The organism is Sphingobium sp. BS19, assembly GCF_027925545.1.
In the GTDB taxonomy this organism is placed as follows: Bacteria; Pseudomonadota; Alphaproteobacteria; order Sphingomonadales; family Sphingomonadaceae; genus Sphingobium.
The window spans coordinates 109,339-126,353 of sequence record NZ_BSEF01000002.1; the positions used below are offsets into that span (position 1 = coordinate 109,339).

The 17,015-nt window shown below is 61.8% G+C and carries 15 protein-coding genes and 1 tRNA gene; 4 read left to right on the forward strand and 12 right to left on the reverse strand.

The window, feature by feature from the left end:
* Positions 1-3: 3 nt before the first annotated feature.
* From QMG56_RS02945 to QMG56_RS02955, 3 genes are all read right to left on the reverse strand, one after another.
* Complete coding sequence (locus tag QMG56_RS02945; protein ID WP_375713634.1) at positions 4-1,398, reverse strand: circularly permuted type 2 ATP-grasp protein; 1,395 nt, start codon at positions 1,396-1,398, stop codon at positions 4-6.
* Between the two features lie 105 nt (positions 1,399-1,503).
* Positions 1,504-1,578 (reverse strand) — tRNA-Gln (locus QMG56_RS02950).
* Between the two features lie 83 nt (positions 1,579-1,661).
* Positions 1,662-2,756, reverse strand: a complete 1,095-nt coding sequence (locus QMG56_RS02955; protein WP_281821081.1) for a branched-chain amino acid aminotransferase — start codon at positions 2,754-2,756, stop codon at positions 1,662-1,664.
* Between the two features lie 104 nt (positions 2,757-2,860).
* On the opposite strand from QMG56_RS02955, the gene QMG56_RS02960 reads away from it, so the two are divergent.
* The 3 genes from QMG56_RS02960 (at position 2,861) to QMG56_RS02970 (ending at position 4,736) form a co-directional block, all read left to right on the forward strand.
* Positions 2,861-3,355 (forward strand): MarR family winged helix-turn-helix transcriptional regulator, encoded by a 495-nt coding sequence (locus tag QMG56_RS02960; RefSeq protein ID WP_230188128.1) that lies wholly within the window; start codon positions 2,861-2,863, stop codon positions 3,353-3,355.
* Between the two features lie 80 nt (positions 3,356-3,435).
* A complete protein-coding gene (locus QMG56_RS02965; protein WP_281821083.1) occupies positions 3,436-3,747 on the forward strand; it encodes a hypothetical protein in 312 nt (103 codons plus the stop codon).
* A gap of 71 nt (positions 3,748-3,818) precedes the next feature.
* Positions 3,819-4,736 (forward strand): DMT family transporter, encoded by a 918-nt coding sequence (locus QMG56_RS02970; RefSeq protein WP_281821085.1) that lies wholly within the window; start codon positions 3,819-3,821, stop codon positions 4,734-4,736.
* On the opposite strand, the gene proC is transcribed toward QMG56_RS02970, so the two are convergent.
* The 8 genes from proC to QMG56_RS03010 form a co-directional block, all read right to left on the reverse strand.
* Positions 4,729-5,541, reverse strand: coding sequence for a pyrroline-5-carboxylate reductase (gene proC / locus QMG56_RS02975; protein ID WP_281821224.1), 813 nt, complete (start codon positions 5,539-5,541; stop codon positions 4,729-4,731). The two genes, QMG56_RS02970 and proC, sit on opposite strands and share 8 nt — an antisense overlap.
* Positions 5,542-5,607: 66 nt before the next feature.
* Positions 5,608-6,114: a YbjN domain-containing protein gene (locus tag QMG56_RS02980; protein ID WP_230188124.1), complete on the reverse strand. Its 507-nt coding sequence runs from the start codon at positions 6,112-6,114 to the stop codon at positions 5,608-5,610.
* A 138-nt stretch (positions 6,115-6,252) separates the two neighbouring features.
* Positions 6,253-6,552: an accessory factor UbiK family protein gene (locus tag QMG56_RS02985; protein ID WP_281821087.1), complete on the reverse strand. Its 300-nt coding sequence runs from the start codon at positions 6,550-6,552 to the stop codon at positions 6,253-6,255.
* 48 nt (positions 6,553-6,600) lie between these two features.
* Positions 6,601-7,149: a TspO/MBR family protein gene (locus QMG56_RS02990; RefSeq protein ID WP_281821088.1), complete on the reverse strand. Its 549-nt coding sequence runs from the start codon at positions 7,147-7,149 to the stop codon at positions 6,601-6,603.
* Positions 7,150-7,197: 48 nt separating this feature from the next.
* Positions 7,198-10,317: an efflux RND transporter permease subunit gene (locus QMG56_RS02995; protein ID WP_281821089.1), complete on the reverse strand. Its 3,120-nt coding sequence runs from the start codon at positions 10,315-10,317 to the stop codon at positions 7,198-7,200.
* Between the two features lie 12 nt (positions 10,318-10,329).
* Positions 10,330-11,397, reverse strand: coding sequence for an efflux RND transporter periplasmic adaptor subunit (locus QMG56_RS03000; protein WP_281821090.1), 1,068 nt, complete (start codon positions 11,395-11,397; stop codon positions 10,330-10,332).
* A 59-nt stretch (positions 11,398-11,456) separates the two neighbouring features.
* Positions 11,457-12,212 carry a TlyA family RNA methyltransferase gene (locus tag QMG56_RS03005; RefSeq protein ID WP_281821092.1) on the reverse strand — a complete coding sequence of 252 codons (756 nt, stop codon included), beginning with the start codon at positions 12,210-12,212 and terminating at the stop codon, positions 11,457-11,459.
* Complete coding sequence (locus QMG56_RS03010; protein ID WP_281821093.1) at positions 12,212-14,254, reverse strand: protein-disulfide reductase DsbD; 2,043 nt, start codon at positions 14,252-14,254, stop codon at positions 12,212-12,214. Before QMG56_RS03010 ends, QMG56_RS03005 begins: the two co-directional genes overlap by 1 nt.
* 262 nt (positions 14,255-14,516) lie before the next feature.
* Between QMG56_RS03010 and QMG56_RS03015 the strand changes: the two genes are divergently transcribed.
* Entirely contained in the window at positions 14,517-16,046 is a 1,530-nt protein-coding gene (locus QMG56_RS03015; protein WP_281821226.1) for an alkaline phosphatase family protein, read from the forward strand.
* Between the two features lie 2 nt (positions 16,047-16,048).
* On the opposite strand, the gene QMG56_RS03020 is transcribed toward QMG56_RS03015, so the two are convergent.
* Positions 16,049-16,987: a right-handed parallel beta-helix repeat-containing protein gene (locus tag QMG56_RS03020; RefSeq protein WP_281821094.1), complete on the reverse strand. Its 939-nt coding sequence runs from the start codon at positions 16,985-16,987 to the stop codon at positions 16,049-16,051.
* Between the last annotated feature and the right edge of the window lie 28 nt (positions 16,988-17,015).

A 17,015-nucleotide genomic window follows, 5' to 3' on the forward strand; every position in this document is an offset into this window, starting at 1 on the left:
GCATCAATCCTGCAGGACCCAGGTGTCTTTCACCCCGCCCCCCTGGCTGGAGTTAACGACCAAAGACCCTTCGGTGAGCGCCACGCGGGTAAGCCCGCCCGGCACCAGCCGGAGTTGCTTGCCGACGAGGCAATAGGGCCGGAAATCGGCATGGCGTTCGACGACACTTGCCGGACCCAGCGTGGGCACCGTCGAAAGATCGAGCGTCGGTTGAGCAATGAACTCAGAGGGATTGGCGCGGATACGATCCGCATAAGCCGACACCTCCTCCTTCGTCGATTTGGGGCCGATCAACATGCCATATCCCCCCGAACCGTGCACTTCCTTTGCCACCAGCTCGTGCAGATGTTCCAGCACATAGGCACATTCATCGGGCTTGGCGCATTGCCATGTCTGAATGTTGGCCAGTATCGGCTCTTCACCCAGATAAAAGCGGATCATTTCCGGCACATAGGTATACACGGCCTTATCGTCAGCGATGCCGGCACCGGGGGCGGAGCATAAGGTCACACCGCCGTTGCGATACACATTGAAAATACCGGGGATACCCAAAAGGCTGTCCGGATTGAACGCGAGGGGATCGAGATATTCGTCATCTATCCTTCGATAGATGACATCGACCGCAGTCGGTCCGCCGGTCGTTTTCATCCACACCCGGCCATCCTGCACGAACAAGTCCATGGGCTCGACCAGTTCGACGCCCATCAGATCGGCAAGGAAGCTGTGCTCATAGTAAGCGCTGTTGAGCGATCCCGGCGTGAGCACGACGACCACTGGATCGCCCTTACAGGCTGGCGGAGCGACTTCTTTCAGACTTTTGAGAAGTTCGGCGGGGTAATCGTCCACCGGAGCGACGATACCCTTGGCAAACAAGTCCGGGAACATGCGTGTCATGATATCGCGGTTCTCAAGCATGTACGATACGCCCGAAGGTGTGCGGCAGTTGTCCTCCAGCACTTCGAACCGGTCCGGCCCGGTGCGAACGATGTCGATGCCGACGATATGGCTGTAGACTTTGCCAGGCGGCGAAAAGCCGACCATTTCGGGTTTGTAGGCGCTATTCCCATAGATGATCTCACCGGGAATGATGCCTGCGCGAATGATTTCACCGCGATGATATACGTCATGCAGGAAGGCGTTAAGTGCGCGCGTCCGCTGGCGAATGCCGCGATCGAGGATGCGCCATTCCTGCGCAGTAAAGATACGGGGCAACAGATCGAACGGGATCAGCCGTTCCGGGTCGCCGCCCTCCCCATATACCGCAAAAGTGATGCCGATCCTTCGGAAGATCGCTTCGGCTTCTTCCAGCCGGCGATTGAGGCCCGCAATGCCCGTCCGCTCGACCCAGTTCTGCACCTCCGCATAACATTGGCGAACGGCATTCTGGCTATCCAGCATTTCATAGAAGGGCAATCGCATCTCCTTCCGCTCAGCATGGCCGACATGGCATTCTTGTGCGTCGCAACATTACTGCAACGCGCCAACCATAATGCAAGTATAAAATGGCTGGGGCGGCAGGATTCGAACCTGCGCATGGCGGCATCAAAAGCCGCTGCCTTACCGCTTGGCGACGCCCCAGTATGATGATCAGGGTCATAGCCCTGTCGGTCGGCGGACGTATAGGCCCGCAAATGCGTAAAGCAAGTCCCTGTGATGCGCAGTTATGCTACGGGCTTGACCCAGCCATGGGGATCAGGCGCGGTACCACGCTGAATGGACGTCAACGCCGTGCGCATCCGCTCGGTCATTTGGCCGGGGCTGCCGCTGCCAATCACGAAGTCGCCCTCTGCCGAGCGCACTGTTCCCACGGACGTCACAACGGCTGCAGTCCCACAGGCGAAGGTTTCGACAAGGCGACCGCTTTGGGCATCGGCACGCCAGTCGGCGAAGCTGTAGGGCGCTTCGCGCACAGTCAGCCCCTGATCCCGCGCAAGCGTCAGAATCGAGTCGCGCGTTATGCCCGGCAGGATCGTGCCGCCAAGCGGCGGCGTGAGCATGGTGCCATCGTCGAAGACGAAGAACAGGTTCATGCCGCCCAGCTCCTCCACCCAGCGCCGTTCGGCGGCATCCAGAAACGCGACCTGATCGCAGCCCTTTTCGATAGCCTGCGCCTGCGCGACAAGACTGGCCGCATAATTGCCGCCACATTTGGCTGCGCCTGTGCCACCCGGAGCTGCCCGGCTGTAATCCTGGGAAACCCAGATGGAGATCGCCTTGGCACCCCCCTTGAAATACGCGCCGACCGATGAGGCGATAACGATATAGAGATATTCATGCGAGGGCCGGACGCCGAGGAATACTTCGCTGGCAAACATGAATGGCCGCAAATATAGCGCGCCGCCCTCACCTGCCGGAATCCACGCGCGGTCTATGTCGACGAGCAGGCGGACCGATTCGAGAAACACATCTTCAGGCAATTGCGGCATCGCCAAGCGGACGGCGGATTCGCGAAAGCGCTGCGCATTGGCTTCAGGCCGGAACAATGCCGTTCCACCATCAGCCAGCTTATAGGCTTTCATCCCTTCGAAGATTTCCTGCGCGTAGTGTAAAACCGACGCGGCGGGATCCATCGGGATTGGCTGACGCGCGCCGACAACCGCATCATGCCACCCTTTGTCGATGGAATATCGTACGGTTACCATATGGTCGGTGAAAACGCGCCCGAACCCGGGATCGGCAAGCAGACCTTCGCGTACATCAGGAGAAACCGGATTGGCATTCGGCTCTATCCTGAAATCCAGCGTCGCATTCGTCATTATTCAGCCTGCCTTTCGTTCGCTTTTCGACCGTTCGCCTAGCGTTCCACGAGGAGCGACCGGAGAGTTGCGGGAAACTAGTCGTCTGGTCTATATACGTCAATATGGCTGTCCCATCTCCCCCAGCGTCACCGCTGTTTCTTCGTGAAGATGAAATTCGACGCGGCGTCGAGCTTCTCTATTTCGGCTATAGCAACCTCACCAACTCCATCGACGCGGGATTGGCAACGCTGGGGCTCGGGCGGGCGCATCACCGCGCCCTCTATTTCATATCGCGGCAACCCGACCTCACCGTGAGCGAACTTTTGAAGCTGCTGGCCATTACCAAGCAGTCGCTGGGACGTGTGCTGACGGAACTTATCGAGCGGGAATATATCGAGACGCGGCCCGGTCAACGCGATCGGCGGCAGAAATTACTGCGGCTGACAGCAAGCGGCGCAGCATTGGAAGCGGAGCTGTTTCGTGCGTTGCGAGAGAAAATGGCTGCTGCTTATGCGCAAGCGGGCCAAGGGTCCGTCACCGGATTCTGGCGCGTGCTGGAGGGATTGATTCCCGTTGAAGATCTTTCGATGGTAGCCGGGTTGCGCTCAGGCGGGTGAAACAATCGTGCGAGACGAATGAAACTTATCTTCCTCTCGACGATTACTGCCAAACACTCGCACGGAATTAGGGAGCGGACATGCGTAAAATTCTCATCACCAGCCTAGGCGCCATTGCCGTCATGGGTCTTTCGGCATGTTCCGAAAAGGCACAGGACCAGGTCGAGCAGGCCGGTGACGCCGTAGGCAACGATATCGAGCGCGGTATCAACAACGCCGACGACAAGGCCGCCGCCGGTGCCGACAAAATGGGTGCCGCTGTAGATAACGCGGGCCACGAAATCGGCGCTGCCGCCGACGAAGCAGGCGCAAAGATCGAAGCAGGCGCTGCGGATGCCAAGCATGACATTGGCAGCTCTGTTGAAAAGGCTGGCAAGGATATCAAGGACTAACACCCTTGTTTTCACGTCCGCGCCGTCAGCACTCTTGACGGCGCGGACGACTAGTTCAAGGGGCGTGGCCTATGTCCATCGCCTCGCCCCCTCCTATCGCACCGCCTGTTCAGCCCGTCTTACTATTCGGCAAGGCTGAAGCTGCGCTGATTGGCGTCACCATGCTTTGGGGCGCGACTTTCCTGATTGTACAGACGGCATTGCACGATAGCGGCCCGCTATTCTTCGTGGGACTTCGCTTCGGCACGGCTGCGCTTCTGACCTTGATCCTCGCGCGGAAAGTTCTGCGGGGTTTCACGCGGACCGAAATGGTCGCGGGGTCGGCCATCGGCATTGGCATATTCCTGGGCTACACGCTGCAGACATGGGGGCTGCAATATATCCCCAGCAGCACGTCGGCGTTCATCACCGCGGCCTATGTCCCGCTGGTGCCTGTGTTCCAGTGGCTGATCCTGCATAAGCGTCCGCATATCATGAGCTGGATCGGCGTAGCGCTTGCTTTTAGCGGATTGATGCTGCTGGCGGGGCCGCAGCCGGGTCTGGGCTTTGGGATGGGCGAAATGCTGACGCTGATCAGCACTCTGGCTATCGCACTGGAGATCGTGCTGATCAGCCTGTGGGCAGGTAAGGTCAACGTTCTGCGGGTTACGGTTGTGCAGTTGGCAGTCACCTCGATATTGGCCTTCGGCGCAATGGTGCCGATGGGGGAGCCTGTTCCCGGCTTCTCGTGGTTGCTCGTCATCTGTGCCTGCGGGCTAGGGGTGATGAGCGCAGTTATTCAACTGGTGATGAACTGGGCGCAGCGGACGGTTTCGGCGACGCGGGCGACCCTGATCTATGCAGGTGAGCCAGTGTGGGCAGGTATCGTCGGTCGACTGGCAGGCGAACGGTTGCCTGCTGCGGCGTTGCTGGGCGCGGTCCTGATCGTGGCGGGAGTGATCGTCAGCGAGATACGATTCAAATCGAAGCGCAGCGCCAAAGTTATTTGAGCGCGGCCATTTCGATGCCGCGATCTCGGGCGGCGCGCAGGGTTTCAGTCAGTAGCGATAGCAGAGCGGCGTCCTGATCGAGGACGTCCATGCCCTTGCGGGTCATGCCGCCGGGGCTGGCGACACGGTCCGCCAGTATGCCGGGACTATCGGGCGATTGCGCCGCCAGTGTCGCCGCGCCTTGCACGGTTGCGAGCGCGAGGCGTGCTGCCTGACCTTCCTCCAGTCCTAGCGCCTGTCCCGCCGATGCCAGCGCATCGATGAATCGGAAAAGATAAGCGGGGCCGCAGCCGGAGAGCGCGGTGACCAGATTGAACTGCGTTTCGTCGTCGATCCATTCCACTAGCCCAAGAGGCTGCATCAGCCCGTCCACAGCGTGGCGTGCAGTGTCTGGCGTCTTGGGGTCGGAGTAGAGGGCGCAGACGCCCTGCCCGACCGATACAGGCGTGTTGGGCATTACGCGGATGGCCGCTTCGGGTCGCGGGAAGTGGGTGCGCAAGCTGTCTAGCGTTGTGCCAGCAAGGATCGAGACCAGGACAGTGTCGGCGTGGAGCAAGGGCGCCAGGTCGATGGCAACAGCGGCGATCTGTTGCGGCTTCATGCCTAGCAGGACTATTGCATCCTGCGGCAGAGTGGCGGGGAGAGCCGTTATGACGTGCACGCCATCGGCGACGGCCTTGCCGCTGGGGCGCAGGACGGTGACGCAGGCGGGATCGAGGCCGGAGGCGAGCCAGCGGGTGAGCATGGCGCCTGCCATATTGCCGCAGCCGACCATGAAGAGATGTGCGGGCCAGGGAATTGTCATCTGCGTAACTTCTCTAACATCGCCCATAGGAAGGGGCTGGCCTGTTGGATTATGCCGCTCGATTTTTTAGGCCTCGCCGCGGGTTTCGATGAGGCTCGCGCTGATTGCTTCGGTTGGGCTTTTGCCGCCCCACAGCACGAACTGAAACACCGGATAGAAGCGTTCGCATTCGTCCAGCGCGGTTTCCACGAGGATCTGCGCCTGATCGAGCGTCATGCCTTCGCCCTGCCCCAGCAACGCGCCGTGACGGAAAAGGACGATCCCGCTGGACGACCACATTTCGAAATGGCCGAGCCAGAGTTGCTCGTTGATGAGGCCAATTGTCTCGTAGATCGCGGAACGCTTGTCATCGGCGACCTTGATATCGGGGAGCGCGAGCATTTGAAGAACCTGATCTTCCTCACGCCAGATCGCGCGCAGTTCGTACTGCGCCCAGCTTCCCTGCGTAGTGGCCGCAATCTCATCTTCGCCGGCATGTTCGAACGACCAGCCATGCGCCTCGAAATAGGCCGCGAGCATATCGATCGGCGCAGCCTCATGTTCACCCTGTTCGTATTCGTTGCTATCCATCATGTCACTTATGTCAGTTCGCTACGCGCGGAAACGCAGCCCTAGCATCCATCGATGCCAATGGACAGGGAAGCCCGGTATCAGTCGCGATACTGTGCAGGATGTTGTGGACGACCTGTGGATAAGTGATCGTCGGAGCGATCAGATGTCGCCTGTGGGCGGCGTCTTCTTCGTTGCGACCTTTGCTTTCACGACCGGAGCCGTTTTTCCTTCCAGTGCGTCCAGGCGCGCCTTCAACAATTCGACTTCTTCACGCGCAGTAGATGCCAGCGCCTTTACCGCGTCAAATTCTTCGCGGGAAACGACGTCGACGCCGCCGACCCATTCCTTTGCCTTTTCACGCGCATTGGCTTCGAATTCACGACCCACCCCAGCGATAGTACCGGCAGCGCCGTTGATCAGCTTTGAAAGATCGTCGAAAAACCGGTTTTCACTTTGCATAGGTCACCTGTATCGGTTGATAGGCGCGTGGCTTACGCCACCAATACGCTATATTTGGGTACGCAGCGTCGGCGCGACAAGTGTCTCTGCGTCGGGGTTGAGGCGGCGGATTTCGTAATTGAGGCCGCAGGCTATGCCCAGCCAGCACAGATAAGGCACCATCAGCCACGCCGCAATGCGCCTGATCCGTCTGAATGCCAGGGTCGTCGCCGTCGCCAGAATGAGCATGAGGATGATGAGATACAGCGCCGCCGTGACTTTGTGCGACGCGAAGAACAATGGCGACCATGCAAGGTTGCAAGCGAGTTGGGCGAGGAACAGCAGGACGGCCACACCCCGTCCTTTCGCACCGCGCGCATCCAGCACAACGCTCAGTGCCAAACCCATGAGGACGTACAATATCGACCACACGATAGGAAAAGCGAGGCCCGGTGGCATGATCGAGGGCTTTACCAGCGTATCGAACCAGAGGTTACCGAAACCCGCATTGGATATGCGGCTCATCAGGAAGCCAAGGAAGACGATGGCAGGCACCACGAACAGCGCCCATCGCAGGTAGGAGAGCCGCAACTGACCCTTCGACGCGATTTCATTCATCCGCAGGCATTCCCCTGTCAAAGACCGCCAGAACAGGTGGCCGATATGTCATTCGGCAGGATGCGGCGAATCCGGCACAGGCGAATCCTTGAGAGCCGAATCCAGCCGTCTCGACACGGTTTGCGGTGAAACGGTGCGCCCTGCAACCCGTGAATAGAGCAGAGGTATGAGAAACAGCGTGATTGCGGTGGCGAAGGATACGCCAAAGACGATGACCACACCGATGCTGCCTCGCGCGCCTGCCCCTGCCCCGCTGGCCAGCACCAACGGCACCGCTCCCATGACGGTCGCGATGGAAGTCATGAGGATGGGGCGCAAGCGACGGGTTGCGGCCTGCCGAATGGCATCGGCCACGGACAGGCCTTCGTCGCGCAACTGGTTGGCAAACTCCACGATCAGGATGCCGTTCTTGGCGGCCAGACCGACAAGCATGACGATGCCGATCTGACTATAGAGATTGATCGATCCGCCAGTCAGCGCCAACCCGATGATGCCCCCTGCCACCGCCAACGGGACAGTTGCGATGATGACGGCGGGATGAATGAAACTTTCAAACTGCGCGGCCAGCAGCAGGAAGACGAGGACGATGGTGAGCGCGAAGACGAGCCAGATCGAACTGCCTGTTTCGCGGAGCGACTGGCTTTCGCCGCGATAGCCGATGGCGACAACTTCGGGCGATTGCATCGCCTGCGTCTCAAGGAAGCTGAGCGCATCGCCGAGTGAATAGCCGGGCGCGATGCCGCCCGTGAGCGTGATGGCGCGCAGTTTGTTGTAACGGTTGAGTTGACGCGCACCGGCGACCTGATTGGTCGTTACCAAGGAGGACAGCGGCACCAAAGTACCATCGCGCGCCCGTACATTGACACGGGAAAGGTCAGCCGTGTTAGAGCGACCATCGCGGTCCGCCTGAACGATAACACGATATTCTTCTCCCCGATCCACATAGGTGGAGACACGGCGGGAACCGAGCATGGTTTGCAGCGCCTGGCTGACGTCGTTGACCGAGACGCCCAGATCGCCTGCGCGGCGGGTATCCACCACGATCCGCATCTGCGGCTTCGTTTCCTTGTAATCGCTGTCGATGTTGACGATGCCGGGATAGGATGCCGCCGCCGCCACGATCCGGTTGCGCGCAGCGACCAGCCCTTCGTAAGTCGATCCTGCCAGCACCAGATTGACCGGCTGTCCGCGCCCACGGCTAAGACCCGAGCGAGGCTGCGCATTGCCGCGGATACCGGGTTGTTCGGCAAGGATTTTGGTGACCCGATTGGCGAGTTCTGCTGTGGTAACGCTCCGTTGTTCCCACGGACGCAGATAGATATTGGCTACGCCGCCGTTGAAATCGTCGCTCTGCCCAAAGCCGCCGGGCGCGCGGACGAGCACGGTCGCAACGGTGCCTTCGTCGCGCAGCGGGAGCAGTTGCTTCTCCAGCGTCCCCATATAGCCGACCATCTTGTCAAAGCCGGTGCCTTCAGCCGCTGACACGTTGGTTTCGACAACGCCCGTGTCTTCGGCGGGCGCGAGTTCAGTGCTGAGCGTCAGGAAAAGCCCGCCGCTGGCACAGAGAAAGCCGACAACTAACAGGGTCGCTACCAAAGGCTTGCGGATGACGCTGTCCACCAGCCGACTGTAGCGCGTCTCGATCCACTGGAACCGGGCATCGACCCATGTCGCGAGCCGCCCGCGCTTACTGTGCTTCAAAAGTTTGGAGCACATCATCGGTGCGAGGCTCAAGGAAATGAAGCCGGAGAAGGCGATGGCCGCGATCATGGTGATCGCCAGTTCGCGGAACAACAGCCCGGTCTGACCGGCAAGGAACATGACGGGCACGAACACCGCGCAGACGACCAATGTCGTGGAGATGATCGCAAAGCCGACCTGCCGCGTGCCGACGAAGGCCGCGACGAGCGGGTCTTCGCCCTGTTCGATGCGGTGGTAGACGTTTTCGAGCACCACGATGGCGTCATCGACGACCAATCCGATGGCGAGAACGAAGGCTAGCAGCGTCAACAGGTTGATCGACAGCCCAAGCAGCCACATCGTCGCGCAGGTAGCGAGCAGGCAGATCGGCACGGTGACCGCGGGAATGATGGTCGCGCGGATCGAGCCCAGAAACAGGAAGATGACCAGAATGACGAGCGCCGCCGCTTCCGCCAGCGTGTGATACACATTTTCGATGGCGCGGCTGATGAACTGCGATTCATCCAGACCAACTGTGAAGGTCATGCCGGGGGGCAAGGTGGCGCGCATTTCCTCTGCCACGGCCTTGGCGCGTTCCGCGACCTCCAGCGTGTTGGCACCCGATTGGCGGACGAGGCCTACGCCCAGCCCGGTGGCGCCATTGGCGTGGAACGAACTGTAAGGATTTTCCGCGCTCATTTCGATGCGGGCGACATCGCCCAACGTCACCTGATAGCCGTTGGCACCGCGCCCGACGATCAGGCCCGCAAACTGGGCGGGCGTAGCAAAGGGGCGATCTACGCGCAGGGTGAGGTTCTGATCTTTCGATTCGATGCGACCGGCAGGCAGTTCGACATTCTGGGTGCGCAGGGCCGTTTCGACATCTGCGGGGGTCAGGCCGAATGCGGTCAGACGCTCCGGGTTGAGCCATATGCGCGTGGAAGGACGGGCTTCGCCGAAAATCGTGATGCGGGCGACGCCATTGATCGCCGAAAAACGGTCGACGATGTTGCGATCCACATAGTCGCTGATCTGTACCTGCGACCAGCCGGGGCGACCGAACAGGAAGATCAGGACGGGGCGCGCGTCTGCATCAACCTTGCGGATTTCAGGGGCGATGATGTCTTCCGGGAGATCTTCGGTGACTGACCCCACGCGATCGCGCACGTCATTGGCGGCGGAGTCGATGTCGCGGGTCGGATCGAATTCGATGTTGATGTTCGACTGGCCGTCGCGAGAGTCCGATGTGATGGTCTGGATGCCCTGCACCCCGGCGATGGCGTCCTCGATAACCTGCGTGATGCGGGTTTCGATGACGGAGGCCGCTGCGCCGGTATAGGCCGTCTGCACCGATACGACGGGTGGGTCTGTGTCGGGATATTCGCGGACAGACAGGCTGAAATAGCCCACCACGCCAACGATGCAGAGGAGGACCGCGACAACCGCCGCGAAGACCGGACGACGCACCGAGATGTCGGAAAGCTGCACTCCGCCGGCCCCTTAGCGTGCTTTGCCGACGCCACCGGCGCCCGCTGCACCGGAGGATTTACCCTTTTCCCCCGCCAGCCGGATGGGCGAACCGTCCGCAAGTTTGACGACGCCTTCGGTGACGACTTTTTGACCCGGCGCAAGGCCGCTCAATATCTCCACGCGCCCGTCCTGCCGTGTGCCAGTGGTGACCTTGATGCGCTTGGCTTTGCCTCCGTCAGCGACATAGACATATTGCTCCTGCCCTTCGCCGACGATGGCAAGTTCGGGAACGGAAAGCGCCTGACGCTGGCGGGACAGCACCTTGACCGTGAGCAGCATGCCGGGCTTGAGGGCTCTGTCCGTGTTGGGCAGGATGGCGCGGACGGCAACGGCGCGGGTGGCGGGATCGACGACCGGGTCGATGGTCGCCACGGTGCCGGTAAAGGTGCGACCGGGATAAGCCGACGCGGTGATGATGAGCGATTGGCCCTTCGACAGCGCGGTCAGTTGCGTTTCGGGGACGTTGAAGTCGAGCTTTATGCGCGAAATGTCACTGACCGTGGCAATGGGGGTGCCTGCCGCGACGATTGCCCCGGGGGATACAGTGCGCAGGCCCAGATAACCCGAAAAGGGCGCGCGGATGATGCGATCGCTAATTGCGGCGCGCACTTGCTCGGCGGTGGCGGCGGCAGCATTGGCGGTGGCGGTCTGCAGATCGAGGCTGGAGCCGGTAGCAAAGCCGCGCTGGCGCAGTTGCTTGATGCGGTCGAGCTGTTGCGTGGCTTCGCGGGCGCGGGCCTGTGCGCCTGCGAGTTCGGCAACTTCTTGCGACTGGGCGAGGCGCGCGATGACTTCGCCGCGCCGGATATAGCCGCCGTCGCTATAGTTCAGGGTGACGATCCGCTCGGTAACGGGGGAAGACAGCACGACCTGTTCATTGGCGATGGCCGAGCCGACGGCTTCGATGGTGTCAGCGAAGGGTTGAGCGGCGACCGGTTGCACTTCGACGAGCGAAGGCGGGCGCTTGGGCTTTTCCGCTGTACCACCACAGGCCGCAAGCAGGAGCACCGCCGCGCAGGAAACCGATAAATGTCGCATGGGTTGAGGCTATACGTCCTTCTTATTGCGAGACAACTACGGCATTCGGTTATGGTGCCTCACGTTACCGTAACAACGGGCGACGTGCGGGAAGCCGCCATGAGAAATTCCACATTCCCTTCCGGCCCCGTGATCGGACTGGGGACGATGCCGACGAGGTGCCATCCAGCGCCCTCTATCCATGCGGCGGCAGCATCGCAAACGCGCTGGTGGATGGCAGGATCGCGGATGACGCCGCCCTTCCCCACTTCCTCCCGCCCCGCTTCGAACTGCGGCTTGATAAGGGCGACAAGACGCGCTTCGGGGGATGCGAAAGTCAGCGGGCGTTCGAGTACCTTTGCCAGCGCGATGAAGCTGGCGTCGCAGACGAACAGGTCGATGGGTTCGGGGATATGCGCAGGGGTGAGGATACGGGCGCTGGTCTGTTCGTGGACGACAACGCGAGGATCGTTGCGGATTTTCCAGGCGAGCTGGTTGGTGCCGCTGTCCACCGCATAGACGCGGGTGGCGCCGTTGGTAAGAAGGACATCGGTAAAGCCGCCGGTCGAGCTGCCCACGTCCATCGCGACCGCGCCGGTCACCTCCCACGCGAAATGGGTGAGCGCATGGGCAAGCTTTATGCCACCGCGCGAGACCCACGGATGGTCACGCCCGCGCACGTCGAGGGGGGCGTCTTCGGGTAACTGCTGCCCGGCCTTTTCCACTTTCCGGTCGCCGGTGAAGACGATGCCCGCAAGGATCAACGCCTGCGCGCGGGATCGGCTTTCTACCAGCCCGCGGTCGACGAGCATCTGATCGGCGCGCTGCTTGGCCATCAGTTGACGAGAGCCGTGAGAGTGCTGGGGGTCAGCACCTGAGGCAAGGTCTGCGCCTCCTTCCCTGCGGGGTAGAAGAGATAGAGGGGGACGCCGGAGCGGCCCTGCCCTTCAAGGAAGCGTCCGATGGTGGGATCGCTGTTGGTCCAGTCGCCAACCATGGTGACGACCCCGGCTTTGGTGAAGGCATCGGCGACTTCGGCGCGCTCGATGGCGGCGTTTTCGTTGACCTTGCAAGTCAGGCACCAGTCGGCAGTGAAGTAGAGGAACACGGGCTTGCCCTGCGCCCGCAATTGCGCAAGGCGAGCTTCATCGAAGGCGACGGCATTGCCTTCCGTCTTGGCTTCGCGTGCTTCGCCGGTGCGGGGAAGCGTAGCGATGGCACCTGCCAGCACCACGGCAAGGGCAACGGACGCAATCCAGACGCCACCCGATCCAGCACGTTGTCGTCCGCCGAGCCACCAGAGCAACAGCGCGGTGGCCATCGCTGCGGCTATGCCGATGGTCATGCCGCCGGTGCCGACCTGCTGCCCCAGAAGCCATGCCAGCGCGAGCGCGGTGAGGAACATGGGGATGGAAAGGATGCGCTGAAAACGCTTCATCCACGGGCCGGGCTTGGGCATCCGTGCGCGGATTGCGGGGATGAAGGCGATGGCAAGGAACGGCAGCGCCAGACCGAGGCCAAGCCCCGCAAAGATCGCTAGCGCCGCGCCAAGCGGTAAGACGAGCGCAGCGCCCAACGCGGCCCCCATAAACGGTCCGGTGCAGGGCGTAGCGACGAAAGCCACAAGTGCCCCGGTCCAGAAGCTCCCCTGTATTCCGCCTCTGCCTGCAAGTGCGCCGCCCGCGTCGATAGCGCGCAATTCGAACAATCCGGCGAGGTTGAAGGCGATGGCGGTTACAAGCAGCAGCAGGACGAGGATGATGCGCGGGTCCTGCAACTGGAACGCCCAGCCGACCGATGCGCCCCCTGCCCTCAACGCCAACAAGGCGCCGCCCAAGGCAAGGCACGTCACGACGACGCCCAGTGCGTAGGCCACCGCTTCGCGCCGCGCCGCGCGGGGGTCGCCACCTGCCTTGGCTAAGCTCAATGCCTTCAGGCTGAGGATCGGGAAGACGCAGGGCATGATATTGAGCAGGATGCCACCAAGCAAAGCGCCACCGAGCGCAAGGAGGATCGCGGTGGCGCCGCTGCCGGAGGCTTGCGATCCGGCAGATGGCACTGCGCCGGGTGCGCCCCGGATCGCGAAGCCGACATGATCGCCGGTGCGCAATATCCCTTCGACCGTGGCGGGAGCGGATGTTCCGGCGGCCTTGGCTTCGATGATGACGGTATCGCCATTACGGCTGACCTTTTGCGGGCTGGCATAGGCAAGCGCGCCATCCTTCGACGGGAAGAAATAGGCGTCGGCAATCGGGGACGCTGCAGGATAGGGAATGGCGAGGCGGAACTGGCCGTTCTGGATCGCGTAGCGCGCTTCGCTGCCCAAGGCGCGCGGCAGGCGGGCGCGATAGCCATCGAACGCCGCGCGACTGGCCGGGGCAATGTTGCCGTCGCCGACCAGCAGGTCGAGCGACAGATCGCCGCCGCCGGGTACGCAGATTTCGCGGGTGCAAGCGAGCCAGTCGCCGCGCGCGCGGATCGGGAGCAGATCGCCCGGCTTCATGGTCGCGGGAATATTCAACGTTACGAGGATGGCATAACGCCCCTCATATACATAATTCATCAGGCCGGAGATGATCAGCGTTTCGGGTACGGGATGGCGCAACGGCCCAGCGGTGACACCGGACGGAAGCGTCCATTTAACGGTCATGCCGATACCTGCATCGCCGGGATTTTCCCAATAGCCGTGCCAGCCCGGTTTTGGCGTCATGACGAAGGCGATGGTCAGCGGTTTGCCCGGCGCGGGGGCTGCGCTCTCTGCCTCCAGCCTGGCAGCGATGTTGGGTTCGCTGCCCCCGAACGCGCCGATTTGCGCAGCGACAGGCATGGTGACGAATAAGGTCGCCAGCGTCATCAACAGGACATAAATGATTCGCATGGGAGCCTTCATACGCGGTGTGGCGACAGGTGCCGATCCTCCTGTCATCCGGCGCGACTGAGTGCGCTTTACTGATGTTACGGGCATAAAAGAAGGGACTTTGGCATTGTCCCTGTTTAGGTTCGGCACGATCGATCGAGGAGTTTCCATTTTGCGCCGTTTCACTCTCGCTTCCACTGCTGTCCTGACGTTTGCTCTGGCGGCTGCGCCCGCACCTGCGCAAGAGGTCGCCTCTGCGCCAAAGCTGATCGTCGCGATTTCGATGGACCAGTTTTCGGGCGACCTGTTCGAAGAATATCGCCAGCATTTCACGGGCGGTCTCAAGCGGATGGAGCAAGGCGTCGTGTTCCCGCGCGGCTATCAAAGCCATGCCGCGACCGAGACCTGCCCCGGCCATAGCACGATCCTGACCGGCAGCCGCCCTTCGCGCACGGGCATCATCGCCAATACCTATTTCGACCTGTCGATCGCGCGCGACGACAAGGCTGTCTATTGCGCGGAAGACGAGACACAGCCGGGTAGCAGCAGCGGCGATTATGTCGCTTCGCCCAAGCATTTGCTGGTGCCCACGCTGGGCGGACGGATGAAGAAGGCCAATCCGGCGACGCGGGTGGTGTCGGTGGCGGGCAAGGATCGCGCGGCGATCATGATGGGTGGGCCGACCACGGACCAGATCTGGTGGTGGGGCGGCAAGAGTTATGTGAGCTACAAAGGCGTAGCCGAAACGCCGCTGGTGGCGCAGGTGAATGCGGGCATCGCAAAACTGGTCGCGCAGGACCGTCCGGCGATGGAGCTGCCCGATTTCTGCAAGCCCAAGGACGTGGCGGTTAGCATTGGCGGCGGCAAATCGGTCGGCACGGGACATTTCGCGCGCATTGCTGGCGATACCAAGGCGTTTCGCGCATCGCCTGAGCAGGATGCAGCGACGCTGGTGCTTGCCGCTGCGCTGATCGAGAATATGGAGCTGGGCAAGCAGGCGCAGACCGATATCATCTCCATCGGGCTGTCGGCGACCGACTATGTGGGGCATACTTACGGGACCGAAGGCGCCGAAATGTGCCTGCAGCTTGCGACCGTGGACCGTGAGTTGGGCGCGTTTTTTGAACGGCTGGATAAGAGCGGCGTGGATTACGAAGTGGTGCTCACCGCCGACCATGGCGGGCATGACCTGCCGGAGCGTAATCGCGAGCATGGCATTCCCGATGCGCAGCGCGTGGATGCGGCGTTAGGCCCTAAAGCACTAAGCGATGCGATCGGCGCCAAGCTGGGGCTGACCGGGCAAGTGCTGTATGGCGACGGCGCAGCGGGCGATTTCTATGTGTCGAAGACGCTGACGCCCGCACAGCGCGCAAAGGTGCAGGCCGAAGCGCTCGCGATGATCCGCGCCAATCCGCAGGTCGAGGTGGTGTTCACCAAGGATCAGATCGCAGCCACCCCTTCGCCTTCGGGTCCGCCCGAACGCTGGTCGCTGATTCAGGAAGCGCGGGCGAGTTTCTATGCGCCGCGCTCCGGCGATTTTCTTGTGATGCTGAAGCCGCGGGTTACGCCGATCCCCGATCCGACTAAGGGCTATGTCGCGACGCATGGCAGCCCGTGGGATTATGACCGCCGCGTCCCGATCCTGTTCTGGCGCAAGGGCATCGTGCCGTTCGAACAGCCACTGGGCGTGGAGACGGTGGATATCCTGCCGACATTGGCAGCGCAGATCGGTCTTGCGGTGCCCAAGGGTGAGATCGATGGGCGGTGCCTGGATATCGATGCCAGCGCGGCAGATAGCTGCGCGGCGAAGTAAGGTCAGCGGCGGTCGGTGATTTTCACGCCGGCCGCCAGCTTGTTCTGGCCGATGCGTACCGCATCATCGGTCCAGTTGGCGACGAAGGTGCTCTGGCGCTGGATGCCTGGTGCGAAGGATGCGCTGTTGCCGCTGACTGACAGGGCGGAGGAGTCGCGCTCGCGGCCTTCCGGGGCGACAGTGATGAAGGCGGACCAGTTGTCCTTGTCCTTGCCCTGCACCATTTCATTGCCGGTGATCGCGCCTGCCGATCCGTTGGACAGGTCGATCATGTAGTTGGTGAGGCGGCCCTTACTGTCGTCGAAGCTGTTGTCGTCGATCTTCACCCTGTTGGCGCGGCTTTTGACATAGTGGCCGCCATTGCCCGCTTCGAAACGGGAGCGGGTTACGGTCAGGCTGCCGTAATGGCCGACATAGATGCTGTGGGCGCAGCTTAAATCGCGGTCGCAGCGGCCCAGGCGCTGGAACGTAGATTGGTCGATGCGGATGGCGTGGGCGGGATCGTCATGGGTGAGGATGCCTTCCTCACTGTTGCGGAACATGGCGTTGGTGACGTCGAGGTCGCCCTGTTCGAGGCGGATGCCGGAGCCGTTGCCATCGGGGACGCGCATGTTCTGGAACACGATGCCTTCGACGCGGGCGGCGCGGCCACGCAAGACGAGAGCGGCCTTTTCCTCGCAGATGCCGCCATCGAAGACGGCGGTGCCGGGTGTTGCGGCGCGATAGGTGATGGTGCCGCCGAGTTGAACGGCGCAATCGCGGTAGGTGCCGGGGGCGATGACGATGGTACCCGTGCCTGCGCCGATAGCGTTGACCGCATCGGCCAGACTGCCATATCCGGCGCCGCTTTCCGCTATCGTGAACGGGCCACTGCGTTGCTGCGCAAGGGCAGTCGATCCGAGGGCGACCAAGACGGTCAAAGCGATTGCGGGCATTTTCATGACCGCCGCCATAGCGCAGGAGGCTATG

Bases quoted from the DNA above. Each gene is read 5' to 3' on its own strand.
- QMG56_RS02960 (WP_230188128.1), top strand. From the start codon at position 2,861: ATGGCTGTCCCATCTCCCCCAGCGTCACCGCTGTTTCTTCGTGAAGAT.
- QMG56_RS03010 (WP_281821093.1), bottom strand. From the start codon at position 14,254: ATGCGAATCATTTATGTCCTGTTGATGACGCTGGCGACCTTATTCGTC.
- QMG56_RS03015 (WP_281821226.1), top strand. From the start codon at position 14,517: ATGGACCAGTTTTCGGGCGACCTGTTCGAAGAATATCGCCAGCATTTC.
- QMG56_RS02965 (WP_281821083.1), top strand. From the start codon at position 3,436: ATGCGTAAAATTCTCATCACCAGCCTAGGCGCCATTGCCGTCATGGGT.
- QMG56_RS02970 (WP_281821085.1), top strand. From the start codon at position 3,819: ATGTCCATCGCCTCGCCCCCTCCTATCGCACCGCCTGTTCAGCCCGTC.
- QMG56_RS02945 (WP_375713634.1), bottom strand. From the start codon at position 1,398: ATGCTGGATAGCCAGAATGCCGTTCGCCAATGTTATGCGGAGGTGCAG.
- QMG56_RS02955 (WP_281821081.1), bottom strand. From the start codon at position 2,756: ATGACGAATGCGACGCTGGATTTCAGGATAGAGCCGAATGCCAATCCG.
- QMG56_RS03005 (WP_281821092.1), bottom strand. From the start codon at position 12,212: ATGGCCAAGCAGCGCGCCGATCAGATGCTCGTCGACCGCGGGCTGGTA.
- QMG56_RS02980 (WP_230188124.1), bottom strand. From the start codon at position 6,114: ATGATGGATAGCAACGAATACGAACAGGGTGAACATGAGGCTGCGCCG.
- proC (WP_281821224.1), bottom strand. From the start codon at position 5,541: ATGACAATTCCCTGGCCCGCACATCTCTTCATGGTCGGCTGCGGCAAT.
- QMG56_RS03000 (WP_281821090.1), bottom strand. From the start codon at position 11,397: ATGCGACATTTATCGGTTTCCTGCGCGGCGGTGCTCCTGCTTGCGGCC.
- QMG56_RS02990 (WP_281821088.1), bottom strand. From the start codon at position 7,149: ATGAATGAAATCGCGTCGAAGGGTCAGTTGCGGCTCTCCTACCTGCGA.
- QMG56_RS03020 (WP_281821094.1), bottom strand. From the start codon at position 16,987: ATGAAAATGCCCGCAATCGCTTTGACCGTCTTGGTCGCCCTCGGATCG.
- QMG56_RS02985 (WP_281821087.1), bottom strand. From the start codon at position 6,552: ATGCAAAGTGAAAACCGGTTTTTCGACGATCTTTCAAAGCTGATCAAC.